Source organism: Pseudomonas sp. ADAK2 TE3594, assembly GCF_053628675.1.
Window position 1 is genome coordinate 3,304,571 of sequence record NZ_JBRJGV010000001.1, and the last position, 13,264, is coordinate 3,317,834.

Here is a 13,264-nt window from a genome sequence, read left to right on the forward strand (position 1 = left end):
TGCTGATTATTGTGTAGCCACCCGCCGAAGCTTCAGGCCCCAACCCTGTTGCATCCCGGCGGCGGCCAACAGAATCGCGGCGACACCGATCCATTGCAACGGCTCCAGACGATGGCCGAAGGCGAACCAGTCAACGAAAATCGCCGCAATCGGGTAGATGAACGACAGCGCGCCGGTCAACGCTGTCGGCAGTTTTTGAATCGCGCCGTAGAGCAACACATACATCAAACCGGTGTGCACGATGCCCAGGGTCACCAGGCTGGCCCAGGCACTGGGCGTTTGCGGTATCGCCGAGAAATGCGCAAAGGGCGCGAGCAACAGCACGCCGGTGCAGACCTGGATCAACGCGATCAGATGCGGTGGCGTACCGGTCAAGCGCTTGATGATCAACGCGGCAATCGCGTACAGAAAGGCCGCCCCCAGCGCCAGAGCAATCCCCATCAGGTAATCGTTGCCGCCCTCGCCCTGCCCGCCATGTGCGCTGACAATCGCCAGCATTCCGAGAAACGAAATGCCCAGCCAGAACAGTTTTTGCAGGGTAATTTTCTCCCCCAGAAACAGCGCGGCCAGCCCCACCAACATGAACGGCTGGACGTTATAAACTGCCGTGCCAATGGCAATCGAGGCGCGGGAGTAAGACGCGAATAACAGCACCCAGTTGCCGACAATCGCCACACCGCTCAGCACCGCCAGCAGGAAGGTGGTGGACGTCAAAATGCCAGGGCGCAGAAAGCCAAATGCCGCGCAGATCAGCAATAAGGTGGCGGCACCGAACACGCAGCGCCAGAACACCACGTCCAGCACCGGTTGCCCGGACACCAGCACGAACCAACCAATCGTCCCGGAAATCAGCATGGCGGCGGTCATTTCGAATGAGCCGCGACGTAGTGTTTTGTCCATCATCAACCTCCTGTGTTTGAGCCCAAAGTATGCCAATCCACCGGGGGGCTTCTCCAGCGCAAAAAGCAGGCTAAACTCGGCTTCTGCCTTTTTTATCAAGGCTTATTCAGCCGATTGCCTAACAGGGGATTCGCCATGACCGATGACATCGACCAAGTGCTGATCAGCGCGCTGATGGAAGACTCACGCCGCTCGCTCAAGGCCCTGGCACAGATCAGCGGCCTGTCCTCGCCCAGTGTCGCCGAGCGCCTGCGCCGCCTCGAAGAACGTGGCGTGCTCAAGGGCTACACCGTCGAGATCGACCCCAAATGCTTCGGCTACCAACTCCAGGCCATCGTCCGCATCCGCCCGTTACCGGGCCAGCTGCAGGAAGTGGAGCGACAGATTCAGGCCATCCCCGAATTCACCGAATGCGACAAAGTCACCGGCGACGACTGCTTCATCGCCCGCCTGCATGTGCGCTCGATGGAACAACTGGACACCCTCCTCGATCGCCTCAACAGCCACGCCGAAACCAACACAGCCATCGTCAAGAAGACCCCGGTCAAACGCCGGCTGCCACCAATGGCGTGAGTGGTGTTTTGTTGAAACCAACGAACTGAGCCAATTCACAGACAATAAAAAACCCGCCGAAGCGGGTTTTTTACTCAAGGCTGGCGATCAATCATCGCGGCTCATGATGCCGAACAGTTGCAGCAAGCTGATGAACAGGTTGTAGATCGACACATACAGGCTGATGGTCGCCATGATGTAGTTGCGCTCGCCGCCGTGAATGATGGCGCTGGTCTGGAACAGAATGCACACCGACGAGAACAGAACGAAACCTGCGCTGATTGCCAGTTGCAAACCGCTGATCTGGAAGAAGAAGCTCGCCAGTGTCGCGCCCAGCAGCACAAAGAAACCGGCTGTGATGAAACCGCCGAGGAAGCTCATGTCCTTGCGGGTGATCAGCACATAAGCCGAAAGGCCGCCGAACACCAGCGCGGTCATCGCGAAGGCCGAACTGACCACTTCCGCGCCGCCCTGCATACCCAGGTAGCGGTTGAGGATCGGGCCGAGCAGGAAACCCATGAAACCGGTCAGCGCGAACGCAGAAACCAGGCCCCACGCCGAGTCACGGAGTTTGTTGGTGAGAAAGAAAAGGCCGTAGAAGCCGATCAGCACCACGAAGATATTCGGGTAGCCGACACGCATCTGCTGCGCGACAAACGCCATCACGCCGCTGAATGCGAGGGTGAGGGCGAGTAAGCCGTAAGTGTTGCGCAGGACGCGGCTAACCTCTAGCTGCTCAGCCTGCACGCTGTTATTAACTGCGTAATCCTGTTCGCGCATGGCGACACTCCTGTTGGGTTTGAAACGTTCAGTCGCAAAGATCATAACAGACGCTCTGTAACAAGCCATGCAGAGAGTTTGACAGTGTGTTTCATTCAGGTATTATGGCGCCCGCAACGCAAACGGAGGTGTGGCCGAGTGGTTTAAGGCAACGGTCTTGAAAACCGTCGACTGTAACAGGTCCATGAGTTCGAATCCCATCGCCTCCGCCATATTTGTACCGACAAAGCCCTGATTTTTCAGGGCTTTTTCGTTTCTGGGATTTGGCAACAGTCTCGCCGCTGGGCATGTGTTCCATTACTATTATGGAAGTGTTCCATAACTAAGCAGCTAACCCCCCCTCCTCCGGCATCCTGCCAATCGTTAAACATCCTTCACGTAACGCGATGCTACGCTGTCCTCAAACCGAGTATTGCGATGCCACATTCAGACCGACTCCCTTTCCTGCTGTCTAAGATCAACGAAAATCAACTCGCTCTTGAAGCCGTCATCCTGGAGCTTTCCAACCCATAGCTGCCAGTGGCGACAGGCAGCAACCGCCATTAATGGACGTTTGATCAGGGATCATTCCACTATCTTCGACTGTACTAGCCATCAGCTATTAATTTGCTATTATGACCTCGCTTCGTCTGCTTGCTGGTCGAGCCGCCACGCGGCGTTGAACCGAGTTTGCCAGACGGCAGCGTTATCTCTTCGGAGGGCGCTGTGCGGGTCGCGACCAAGATAGCCGTTCAGGTATCTGGGTCTCCCGAAGGTAGTGAGTGTTGCCTAACTGCTGCGTCAACAACCGTAACTCTGTCCTTCTATTGGGCACGCCAGACGGTTGGCAGCTTTATTTTCAGTGCGGCGCTCGACGTCAAATTGCGTGAGGCGCAGTTGACCGATAGGACGAAAAAGGTACGATTCTTCGCACCCCATGCGCTCAGGAGGCCAATATGTGTCCATGCAAAAACGTGCCAATGTGGCGCGTGCGGCAGTTAGGCTCTTCGTAGCTGCCCTCTGCTTCGTCTGCTTGCTGGTCGAGCCGCCACGCGGCGTTGAACCGAGTTTGCCAGACGGCAGCGTTATCTCTTCGGAGGGCGCTGTGCGGGTCGCGACCAAGATAGCCGTTCAGGTATCTGGGTCTCCCGAAGGTAGTTAGTCCCTGTAGCAGTTGGGTAAGAGAGAACTGGTGATGCCCAACAACACAAGGATCGTCTAGTGAGCAGACTGTATAAGGACATTTGTAGTCAACGAACCCTTTATGGCGCGTGGAGGAAGGTGCGCAGTAGCGCGTTCTTTTCGTCCTCCGACGAAATAAGACGAGACGCTGAAGAGTTCGAGAGTCGATTGCCTGATTCATTGATTGAAATTCAACGATCTCTATCAAAACGGACATTCGCGTTTCTTCAACAGACCGGAGTTGCTCAAAAGAAGCCGGGCGGAAAATCTCGTCCTTTGGTGCTATCCCCTATCCCCAATCGCGTGGTTCAACGTGCCTTGCTCGACGTTCTACAGCGTCGTGTGCGTTTTGTTAGAAAAGTGCTCGACACTTCAACGAGCTATGGGGGAATACCTGCGAAACGCGTTGCGATGGCCATCTCTGACGCTAGGGATGCTATGCGGAATGGTGCCCGATTCCATATTCGTTCGGACATACCGGCCTTTTTTACCAAGATAAATAAAGACCGTATCCAGGACCTATTACGCTCCCACATTAACTGCGACGCAACGCTCAAGCTCCTAGACCTAGCAATCACGACCGACCTCGCTAACATCGACGATTTGAGACGGCAGGGGCTCGACGAGATATTTCCGATAGGAATCGAAGGTGTAGCGCAAGGCTCACCTTTATCGCCGTTGTTAGCCAATATCTACCTAGCCGATTTCGACGTGGCCATGAACGCCAATGGCATCACCTGCCTTCGCTATATCGATGACTTTCTGCTTCTTGGAGAAAGTCTTAGCGATGTAGATCGAGCCTTCAACCGGGCTTTAAAGGAGCTAAGCAAAATTGGCTTGAGCGCATATGACCCGTGTGCAGACAAAGTAAAAGCATCTCGGGGATCCACAGACAAGGGCTTCGACTTCCTAGGCTGCAATGTATCTCCAGGGCTAGTCCAGCCTAGCGAAGCAACTCGTAAGCGCTTCAAAATGAAGCTGGGGGCCGAATTTGACACAGCCGCGCATGCCCTTCGATACAACGCAAAGTACAAAGACGGTAACGGTAAGTACTCGTATTCATCAGCCCTCTACCGAATCGACAAGATCATCTTAGGATGGGGAAAGGCATTTACGTTCTGCAATGGCTCTCAATCCATGAAGGCCCTAGACGATTTCGTCTCGCAACAGCTCATGCTTCTTGAAGCAACAAAAACAACAGTGCTAGGGAAGGCGGATGGCGCGACACGAAGGAGAGTGTTAGGGGTCCGGTTACTGAGCAGCACCCAGATTACAACTGATCAATAATATTTTGGGCGCAAAAGCTTTCACGCCGTCCCGCGTCAATATCTCCTTAACCGATGGATGGCGGCCATCAACGTCAGCTTTGGATTGTGGATTCAACCGGTCGAAAGTAGCCATAACCAGTTGCCCATACGCCAATAACTTATTGGGAACACCGTCGCTGCTATGCTTGAGTTTTCTCGAAAGGAATCGACACCATGCCAAGCGATTATTCACTGTCGGATGTACTGGAAAGGATGTTCGAAAACCAGCAGGCCCTAGAGGCGGCCATTATGGAGTTGACCCTGCTGATCGAGGCGCAAGGGGCACAGGAAGTGGGCGGAAATGTCCGTGGCGCTCTGTGGACCATAGGTGAAAACGCTGGCCATATCAGACAAGGCTTGGCTCGATTGAAGAAATTGGATATCGGTTAACCGATTGCACATCAAAGGCCTATCGGACCGTCTCGGGTAGGCCCTTTGATCGCCCCCGAGTTTCATGCTGGTGTTACACATTCGACCGACGACGACGCCACCCCGCCCGAGCCAATGACATGCGTGACCGACTCGACCTGCCACAGCCGATTAGCGCTGGTGCGATGGTTGCGCACATCGAGCCGCCCCTCGGCGACAATCTCAGGCGTCAGCGGCCGGGTGATGGACATGGTGGACTTGCCACGCCGCAGTTTCTTCAGTTGCGCCGCCGCCGCTTCCCGGGCGCTCTTCTGATCGGTATGGGTCTTGCGGATGATGTAGCGCGGGCCCGCTTGGCTCTCGGCGTCTTCGGTGGCCTCGCCGGCATTGTCCGGGGCATCGCCGTACACCGACACCGCGCCGGCGACTATGCCCGCGACTGCCGGCACCTTGCGCTGCTCGGCTTCGTTGAACCAATACGCGACCACCGAGTGATAGTCGTTGCGCTCTTGAATCGTGACCCGACCGCTGCTGTTCTCCGGGTCACTAATCACGACGGTCGGCAGCGCGGCGCCGGTGACGGTCTGGGCCACGCCCTTGGGCACCACCACCAGGCGACCGCCGACCGGCTTCGCCACGGCGCCCAGTTCACGCGCCAGGCGCGTCAGCAGGTTCATATCGGATTCGCCACGCTGGTCGATATGGCTGAAAACATGCTTAGCCAGGTCCGGCGCCACGGCCGCGATGTAACCATGCTCGGTGGCCATCTTGCCGACCAGGGCGCCCAGGGTAATCCCGTCGAACGTGGCATCACGTGGGGCCTTGATCCCGCCCAGCATTTTGGCCGCTTTGCCGTGGATCACCAAGGCCTGATCGTCTAACGGCTCTTCCAGTTCGTCGACTTGATAGGCGCCTTTGAACACTAGGGCGCCCGGCTCACCAATCCATACCTTCAGTTCCGCGCCCGTCGACGGTAGACGAATCAGGTTGTCGCGGTTATCCAGCTCAATCGCCACGGTGTCGCTGTCCTCGCCGGCGGAATCCTGCAAGGTCAGCTTGATAAAGCGCTTGCGCAGCATGGCGGTAATGTCGGCATCGTTGGCCGTGATTCGGTAGTCAGCTTTTTTCATGGTCGTCCTCAATCCCACAGCGACACTTGCCCAGGCGCTTGCGCCGGGGTCAGGTCTGGCAATTCGATCAACAGCCCTTCAGGCAGTACCGGTCCCCGCCGGCAAAGCCCCGGGTTGGCCTCTAAAACCGCTTCGGCAGTCCCCGGGCGAGCGCCGTAATGCACATGACAAATAGCGTCGAGCATGTCGCCCGGACGGGTGCGGTAAGTCCTCATGCTTCATCCTCCCCGTACTCGGAAATTGACAGCGATCCCTTGCGCACCAGGGGCGTACCGTCCTTGAGGAAAAATTCATCCGCCACGGTCAGGCCGTCGATCACCCACAGCCCCAGGTCGGCCCCCGACTGCTTTAACTGGCCTTCCACCTTGGCCGTTCCCCCCGACACCAGGCGCAAAGGCTCGCCCGCGTCGCCCATCATGCGCAGGCGGTCGAACAGCAACACGTCCGCGCGCGACTGCGGGTAAATGGTGATATCGAAGGTTTTGCTAGTGCTGTCGGGGCCGTGAAACTGCTTCCCGGGCTTGGCCCCGTAACGATCCTTTTTCGCCCAGCGCCAGGCCATCGAGGTCGATAGCCCCTGATATTCGGCCGTGGCCACGCTGAAGCGAAAGTCGCCCAGCGCCATCATTACTTCAGACATACCCCTCCCCGCGAAGACCGCCCGGGGGCGGTTTCGCTATTTCGCTATATCGCTTGTTAGCCTTGGCCATCCCCCAGGCGGCCGCGCTGCGACCGATTGGCCTGGCGGTCGCGGGCATCCAGCTCGGCGCGCACTTTCTTCGCGACTTGCTCTTCCGACATGCCCGGGGCCGCTTGCACGACGATGCCGCCGTATTGATTGACCTGCTGCGTTGAAGGCGGCCGACCGGCCGGCGATGCCACGCCCCCCACTGGCGCCGCCAAGGGCGCCCCCGGTGCGGCTACCGCCCCCGCGCCCGGGGCAGACGGCGGCAGTGCGGCGTTCACCGCGTCAGTCGCACCGGTGATTTTCTGCGTGATGGAGACTGCGCCGTCGCCGAGAAAGCTCCCGACCTTGTCCATGATGGACGTGACCGGGGCCAGAACCTTGTCCGTCAGCCATTGGGTCGACTCTGCAAACACGCTCTTGATGCGATCCCAAAGCGTACCGAAGAACGTAAACAGTGGTTCCCACGCCTCGGTTACCAGCGCCAGAGGGGAATCGGTCATCAGCGCCTTGATGAATTCACAGGCTGTCGAGAACAGCACACTGACGCGCTCCCACAGCCCACTAAAGAACGCCACCAGCGGCTCCCATACCAGGAAGATCGACCAGACAAAGGCGAAATTCATCAGCGCTTTGATGAACTCCCACGCCGCCGAGAACACCATTTTGACGCTGGTCCATAGGCCGCTGAAAAAGGCGGTCAGCGGCGCCCATGTCTGCATCAGCAAGGCCAGCGGCGAATAGGCCAACAGCGCCTTGATGACTTCACAGGCCGCCGAGAACACGACCTTGATGCGTTCCCACAGCCCGCCAAAGAAGCCTTTCAGCGGCTCCCAATAGCGCACCACCAGGGCCACCACCCCCACCAATGCCAGCATGCCGGCAATCACCAGGCCGATAGGGTTGGCCGACATGGCCACGTTTAACGCCCATTGCGCCGCCGTCATCACCGCCGCGCCTACGGCATAGGCACGACTTGCCGTGCCCAGCAGAAACACCCCCGTCGCGGCCGCAATCGATCGAACCCCCGTTACGAGTAACGCCGCTTGCGTGCGCAGGTTGGCCGCTGTGAAAAACATCAGCGAACGCCGGGCCAGCATCAGCCCATCAGAGAGGAACGCGAAGCCAAAGCGGGCGGCAATCGACGCCACCTTCAGGCCCACCAGCCCGACCAGGGCGAAGCCAATCACACGGGACAGAAACGGAAAGCGCTCGGCCAGGCTGCCGATCAGGCTGGCCAGCTGGCCCACGGCGTCGGCGGCAAACATCATCGCCGGGGCGAACACCGCGCCCAGCGTGACACTGGCGTTTTGAATGCGCTGGCTCATTAACTTGAACGACTCATTCGGGCCGCTGTTCATGATTTGAGCCATGCGCTCAGTGGTCGACATGCCTGTTTTCAGCGCTTCACCCATGCCGCTGATGTTCTTTTTCAGCGAGTCAATTTCGGGGTACAGCAGCTGGATCAGGGCGATAGCTTCGTCGGTGCCAAACGCCTTTTTCATCTCCTGGGTTTCCATCGCGTCCAGGGTGGCGCCGTACTTCTTGCGCAGCACTTCCAGAATCGCCGGCATCGACAACAGCTTGTCGTTGGTATCCATGAACGAGACGCCCAGTTTTTCACTTGCCCCAGCAGCTGCGCCGATAAACGAACGGTACTTCGTTGCCGCTTCAGAACCGGACATCGTGAGCTGAAGCTGGCCGAGAATGGCCAACTGCTCGGCAAATGGAATGTTCGCCGACGTGGCGGTCGCGCCCAAGTTGGTCAGCGCCGCCGACATCTGCTGCCCGTCCGACTTGAACACGTTGACCGTTTCGACCAGGCCCGCCGCGAAGTACTTACCGAACTCGATGTCGCGTTCTTCAGCGCTCATCTTGTCCCAGCCCGCCACCACCGCTTTACCGAACTCGTCGAACTGGCGGCGATACACGCCGTAGCCGGTCGACATTAGCGAGGTCATTTCAGCGGTGGTCGACTTGGTCGACTTGGCCACCAGCGCGGCAATTTTGGTGAAGTCGCCGATAGCCTCGGCGCCCAGGGTGTCAATCGCCGACTTGATTTCGACCGCGCCGTCGATGAACTCCTTTTGCGTGGTGCCCGACCACATGTTCGAAAACTCTTTGGCCTTGGCGGTAATCGAATCAATGCCCGCCTCATCCAGCCCCAGGGCTAAACCGTCATTGCGCGCGGTGACCACTTCACCATACGCATCGACCAGCTGTTTCGCGCCGGCAATCGCCACACCGACCCCGATGGCATCACCCGTCGCCGACATTTTCATGTCGCTGTTGCGCTGTTTGATTTCACCCAGGCGCTTTTGCTTTTCGGCGACCAAGGCCAAGGCTTTCTGTTCCTTGGCCAATTGCTCGTTGTAACGGCGTGTCTGCACCTCGATACGCCGCGTGGCCTCGGAAAGCCTCCCCGTGTTCACACCCGTAGCTGCAAGCTGCTGGCCGGTGCGCTGAAGCTCCAGGCGCTCGGACTGCTGTTGTGCCTGCAAGCGTTTGACCTGTTCAGCCGCCCGGGTAAATTCATCCGTCATCTTGCGGGTCGGGTTGGCCGTGGCATTCAGCTGCTGCCCCAGGGCCTGCGCTTTGGATTGAGCCAGGGTCAGGGCTTGCGCCGTCTGGCCGGTGCGCGCCTCAAGCGCTTTGAAGTGCTCGATGTCCTTAGAGGTATTGCCCAGGCGCGACAGCTCGGACTGGGTCGCCTTGATTTTTTCGCCCATCCGCGACGTGGTATCGGTCACCTTCAGAATGGGCCCGGTGATTTTGTCCACCAGCCCCATGATCAGGTTTAGCCGCATAGAGTTCGACATAGCCCACCCCAAAAAAAGGCCGGGCGGCCCCTCTCAGGACTGCCCGGCCCGACCCTGCTCGTACCGAGCAAGCGCGATTTTGTGCCAACGCATCAGCTCTTCAAGCCGCATGCGCTCCGTCGTCAGCGCATCCCAGCCGGTGAAGACCAGGAAAATGTCGGCTTCCGCCTCCATTACTTCGTGCGGTACGGCGGTCAATCCGTGAAAAAAGCGACCACCTCCGTCTGTACATTCAACAGGTCTTTGGGGGCCAGCAGGTCGAACTCGTTGGCGGTGATATTGGCGATACGCGGCACAAGGACACGGTGCGCGTTCACGCCCATGCGGATCACGTCGAACATATCCAGGCCGCGCAGTTCGCCGGCGCCTGGCTCGCGGAAGGTGACTTCAGTGATTTCAGTTTCGCCGCGCTTGATTGGACGGGTCAGGGTTACAGGCTTGCTCATGGGAATTCCTCGAAAATGGGGCAAAAAAAACGCCGGCCCTTACTGGGCCAGCGCTGCGCGAATTTCTTTGTTGCGGTCCACACCGTTGACGCGGAATTCATTGTTGAGCTTGTCGATGTAAATCAGCTCTTTGCCGTCCACCTCAAAGTGGAACAGCTCGACCGCGATGGCGAATTTCATGGTCGCCTCTTTTTCCGGCGCCCATTCGTTGAACTCGGCGGATTTCCAGAAGCCTTGCATCCGCACAATCACCGTCTTGATGATGCCGCCCACGTCGACCGCACCGCGCAGCGTGAACACCTCTTCACGGCTGTCACGCGCGCCCAGAAGGCCGGTAATGCGTTCGGAGTAGTCAGAGATAGTTACATCGCACTCCAGCTTTTCCAGGCGGCCCAGGTCGCGCTCGATGTCACCCGCGACGCCGGCCAGGGTCTGGTCCATCGTCTTGGTGACAACCTTGGGCAAGGTGGCGGTATTACAACGGCCGGCAAATGATTCGTCCTTGAAGAACGAATTCACGTCGACCAAAACACTAGGCAGCTTGGCGCCCATAGATCACCCCCCTTATTCGAAAATGGCTTCGTTGTAGCTGTTGCTGATGTGCTGACGGAACGTCATGCGCTCGGCCACGTCGTAGAAGCCCAGGTCGTAATCCCAATACACCTGGGCGGTGCCGATGGCGGCTTGATTCAACTCCTTGTCGACCCAGCATTCGCCGCCGCTGATCACGTCGCGCGACTTCAAACGGCGGATCAGTTTGTTGACCCGGTTTTTAACGCCATCGACGTAACCTTGTGTGACGTTGCGGTCGAGCAATTCCTGGTGCGCGTACAGGATCGAATCGCCGACGATGTAGCGAATCCGCTGGTGCGGCATCATCACGGAATTGGCCAGGCGGTTGCCGTACAGATACCAGCCGCCTTGCTGATTGACGATCACCGCCACGTTTTTACTGTTGTACAAGTTGGCCTTGCTGGTGGTGCTGCCAATGGCATGGTCGATCACTTCGGACGTGCCGAGAATGCCGAAGATTTTCCGGCTCGACGCACTGTTCCAATAGCCCTCTTCGTTGTCGACGCGAACGATGTGCCCGGCCACGGTCGGCGACGCCTTGCGGGTCACTACCTGGCCGGTGACCTCGTCCAGCACCTTGACACCGCAGTTCACGAACAGCGCTTCTTGGTACAACGCCGCTTCACCGATAACGACGGAATAGCCCTTCTCGCTGCCGTCGATGATCGGAATCGCATTGAGCTTCTTGGCGACCACTTCCATTGCCGCACCCACGCCTGTCAAGTGGCTGAACTCCGGGGCGATGATCAGCCGCGGGCGCACGCCGACCAGGGATTCGGCGGCCAACAACGCCTTGAGGCCGGTGTATTTGCCGGTTTCGTTGTCGATAGTGCCGACCACGCCGGCGATTTGGGTTTCAGGGGTTTCCGTCGCGTCGACGCGCACCACCACGACCACCGCGCCGGACTGGCGGTAGATGTCGTTGAGCGCATCACGCAGGGTGCCCGTCGTGCCGGCCTTGGCGATCAGCTTGTCGCTGTTGCACAGCACCGGCGTATTGAGTGGGAACACCAGCGGGTCGGCATCGTCAGCGGTGGCCACCAGGCCGATGGTCGATGCCGCCAGGACTTCGATAGGGCGGTCGAGGTTTTCGAGGAAAAATTGCTCGACCCCGTGCAGGTAATCAGCTGCCATTTCAATCTCCAGCAGAAAGCGAAAGCCCCCAGACCGGGGACTTTCAGGCGAAAAAAAACCGCTTTCGCGGCGTGGGGTTGTCTCAGCGGGCAGCGCTGGCCTAGATGGCGTCCAGCTCGGCGATCACCAGTTCTCCGGCGGCGACCACCGCTTCGACGGTGGCCAACTCTGTCAGCGAGCCCTTGCCGCCGATGCGGGCTGCCTCAATGCGGGCCGCGACCGCCAGCCAGGAATCCCGGGCTTCAATCACCCGGTTTGCCTGCGCCTGCGGGGTAATCTGCAACGCCTCGGCTTCAGCCTTGAGCAACACATAGTCGCTGGCATCCACTGGCGAGCCGGCCGCGATATAGCGTTCAGCTTCATTCGCCTTGAGCAAATACATGGAATCCTGGCCTTCGATCCGCGTGGCATTGCGGGCGCGGGCCCGGGCCACGGCCGCATCAATCCCTTTCTGAATCTCTTCTGCCGCAGCCCTCACCAGCACTAACACCGGGATCTCTACCGCCAGCGCATCGTCGACGGTAAACGCCGAATAAAACTGACCTTCATATGTGAAATTAAGCCGCATTATTAATCACCGAGTTAAAGAAGATTGACGTTAGTAACGACACTTCGGGTCGCGCCATTGGAGTCAAAAACAATGCCGGTAATATAGTCACCCGACCACTTTGCGCCCGCCGGCAAGGTATTCGATTGCGCCGCAAAAATAATTGGACTACCGGCCGTCTCGATTAATGGCGTGTTCTTAACCACCGGACCCACGCGGCTGATCTTGTTCAAGTACAGCGAGACAATACCGGTTTGCCCGTTGATGGTATGGCGAGTCAGGGCGGTATCGCCCAGCTCAATCTCACAGCCGGTCACATGAACCATGCCCATTGGACGGTCATAGCGACGGAAGAAACCCGTGTAGACGTTGTTCGTCGTTGACTCGGGCTTGGAATAATTGGCCGTGCGAATGCGGATGCTCCCCAAAACAACGGTGGAACTGTCCAGCATAAAGCCGGTGGTCGAGTTGTCCTGATTCCCCGCGCCATCCGCCCCGTTAGCCGGAACGCAAAGATTGCGCAAGGTGGGCATCACCAGTTCACCCTCAGCGACGGTAATCGTAATGTTCTTGGACACCACGAAAATCAAGCTTTCGATCACATGTTCATGACCAAACAATCGGATGTAGCCACCACCCCCATAAGGAATGGAGTTCACGGCCTTCGCCACCGTTTTAAACGGTTTGAGTTTTTCGCCGGTACCGGCGGCGTCATCGCCGGTAATTGCGCTCACGTAGTAAGTCTTGCTCATCGCCGGAATCGCACTGACAGCAGCGGCCACGGCGTCTTTAATGCTTTTCTCTTTGTCCTGAAACATTGTTACAAGGCGAGTAGCCTCAGCCAGCAGTGCCGACATGCCC

15 protein-coding genes and 1 tRNA gene are annotated in these 13,264 nt (G+C 58.2%); 4 read left to right on the forward strand and 12 right to left on the reverse strand.

The features are described from left to right. Nucleotides 1–6: 6 nt before the first annotated feature. Nucleotides 7–900: a DMT family transporter gene (locus tag AB7M22_RS14470; protein WP_454186812.1), complete on the reverse strand. Its 894-nt coding sequence runs from the start codon at nucleotides 898–900 to the stop codon at nucleotides 7–9. 135 nt (nucleotides 901–1,035) lie between these two features. Here AB7M22_RS14470 and AB7M22_RS14475 point away from each other — a divergent pair, with 135 nt between their 5' ends. Next, nucleotides 1,036–1,473, forward strand: coding sequence for an Lrp/AsnC family transcriptional regulator (locus AB7M22_RS14475; protein WP_008006559.1), 438 nt, complete (start codon nucleotides 1,036–1,038; stop codon nucleotides 1,471–1,473). Nucleotides 1,474–1,560: 87 nt separating this feature from the next. Here AB7M22_RS14475 and AB7M22_RS14480 read toward each other — a convergent pair whose 3' ends face one another. Beyond that, on the reverse strand, nucleotides 1,561–2,232 hold the full coding sequence (locus AB7M22_RS14480; protein WP_034147218.1) for a Bax inhibitor-1/YccA family protein: 672 nt from the start codon (nucleotides 2,230–2,232) through the stop codon (nucleotides 1,561–1,563). A gap of 124 nt (nucleotides 2,233–2,356) precedes the next feature. Here AB7M22_RS14480 and AB7M22_RS14485 point away from each other — a divergent pair. From AB7M22_RS14485 to AB7M22_RS14495, 3 genes are all read left to right on the forward strand, one after another. Beyond that, nucleotides 2,357–2,444, forward strand: a tRNA-Ser gene (locus AB7M22_RS14485). A 988-nt stretch (nucleotides 2,445–3,432) separates the two neighbouring features. Then, nucleotides 3,433–4,680 carry a reverse transcriptase domain-containing protein gene (locus AB7M22_RS14490; RefSeq protein ID WP_454186813.1) on the forward strand — a complete coding sequence of 416 codons (1,248 nt, stop codon included), beginning with the start codon at nucleotides 3,433–3,435 and terminating at the stop codon, nucleotides 4,678–4,680. A 194-nt stretch (nucleotides 4,681–4,874) separates the two neighbouring features. Continuing rightward, a complete protein-coding gene (locus AB7M22_RS14495; RefSeq protein WP_454186814.1) occupies nucleotides 4,875–5,090 on the forward strand; it encodes a hypothetical protein in 216 nt (71 codons plus the stop codon). Nucleotides 5,091–5,152: 62 nt separating this feature from the next. On the opposite strand, the gene AB7M22_RS14500 is transcribed toward AB7M22_RS14495, so the two are convergent. From AB7M22_RS14500 to AB7M22_RS14545, 10 genes are all read right to left on the reverse strand, one after another. Continuing rightward, nucleotides 5,153–6,199 carry a contractile injection system protein, VgrG/Pvc8 family gene (locus AB7M22_RS14500; protein WP_454186815.1) on the reverse strand — a complete coding sequence of 349 codons (1,047 nt, stop codon included), beginning with the start codon at nucleotides 6,197–6,199 and terminating at the stop codon, nucleotides 5,153–5,155. Nucleotides 6,200–6,207: 8 nt separating this feature from the next. Beyond that, nucleotides 6,208–6,414 (reverse strand): tail protein X, encoded by a 207-nt coding sequence (locus tag AB7M22_RS14505; protein ID WP_454186816.1) that lies wholly within the window; start codon nucleotides 6,412–6,414, stop codon nucleotides 6,208–6,210. Then, complete coding sequence (locus AB7M22_RS14510) at nucleotides 6,411–6,839, reverse strand: phage tail protein (RefSeq protein ID WP_454186817.1); 429 nt, start codon at nucleotides 6,837–6,839, stop codon at nucleotides 6,411–6,413. Before AB7M22_RS14510 ends, AB7M22_RS14505 begins: the two co-directional genes overlap by 4 nt. A 56-nt stretch (nucleotides 6,840–6,895) precedes the next feature. Next, nucleotides 6,896–9,703, reverse strand: a complete 2,808-nt coding sequence (locus AB7M22_RS14515) for a phage tail tape measure protein (RefSeq protein WP_454186818.1) — start codon at nucleotides 9,701–9,703, stop codon at nucleotides 6,896–6,898. 33 nt (nucleotides 9,704–9,736) lie between these two features. Next, the gene (locus tag AB7M22_RS14520; protein ID WP_081729416.1) at nucleotides 9,737–9,877 is read right to left on the reverse strand and encodes a GpE family phage tail protein; all 141 of its coding nucleotides are present in this window, start codon (nucleotides 9,875–9,877) and stop codon (nucleotides 9,737–9,739) included. 20 nt (nucleotides 9,878–9,897) lie between these two features. Further along, nucleotides 9,898–10,149, reverse strand: a complete 252-nt coding sequence (locus tag AB7M22_RS14525) for a phage tail assembly protein (protein ID WP_095052217.1) — start codon at nucleotides 10,147–10,149, stop codon at nucleotides 9,898–9,900. Nucleotides 10,150–10,188: 39 nt separating this feature from the next. Next, nucleotides 10,189–10,701 carry a phage major tail tube protein gene (locus AB7M22_RS14530; RefSeq protein WP_030132168.1) on the reverse strand — a complete coding sequence of 171 codons (513 nt, stop codon included), beginning with the start codon at nucleotides 10,699–10,701 and terminating at the stop codon, nucleotides 10,189–10,191. A gap of 12 nt (nucleotides 10,702–10,713) precedes the next feature. Next, nucleotides 10,714–11,856, reverse strand: coding sequence for a phage tail sheath C-terminal domain-containing protein (locus AB7M22_RS14535; protein WP_454186819.1), 1,143 nt, complete (start codon nucleotides 11,854–11,856; stop codon nucleotides 10,714–10,716). A 100-nt stretch (nucleotides 11,857–11,956) separates the two neighbouring features. Then, entirely contained in the window at nucleotides 11,957–12,424 is a 468-nt protein-coding gene (locus AB7M22_RS14540) for a hypothetical protein (protein WP_429581222.1), read from the reverse strand. 14 nt (nucleotides 12,425–12,438) lie between these two features. Further along, the gene (locus tag AB7M22_RS14545; RefSeq protein WP_454186820.1) at nucleotides 12,439–13,260 is read right to left on the reverse strand and encodes a hypothetical protein; all 822 of its coding nucleotides are present in this window, start codon (nucleotides 13,258–13,260) and stop codon (nucleotides 12,439–12,441) included. Nucleotides 13,261–13,264: the final 4 nt, after the last annotated feature.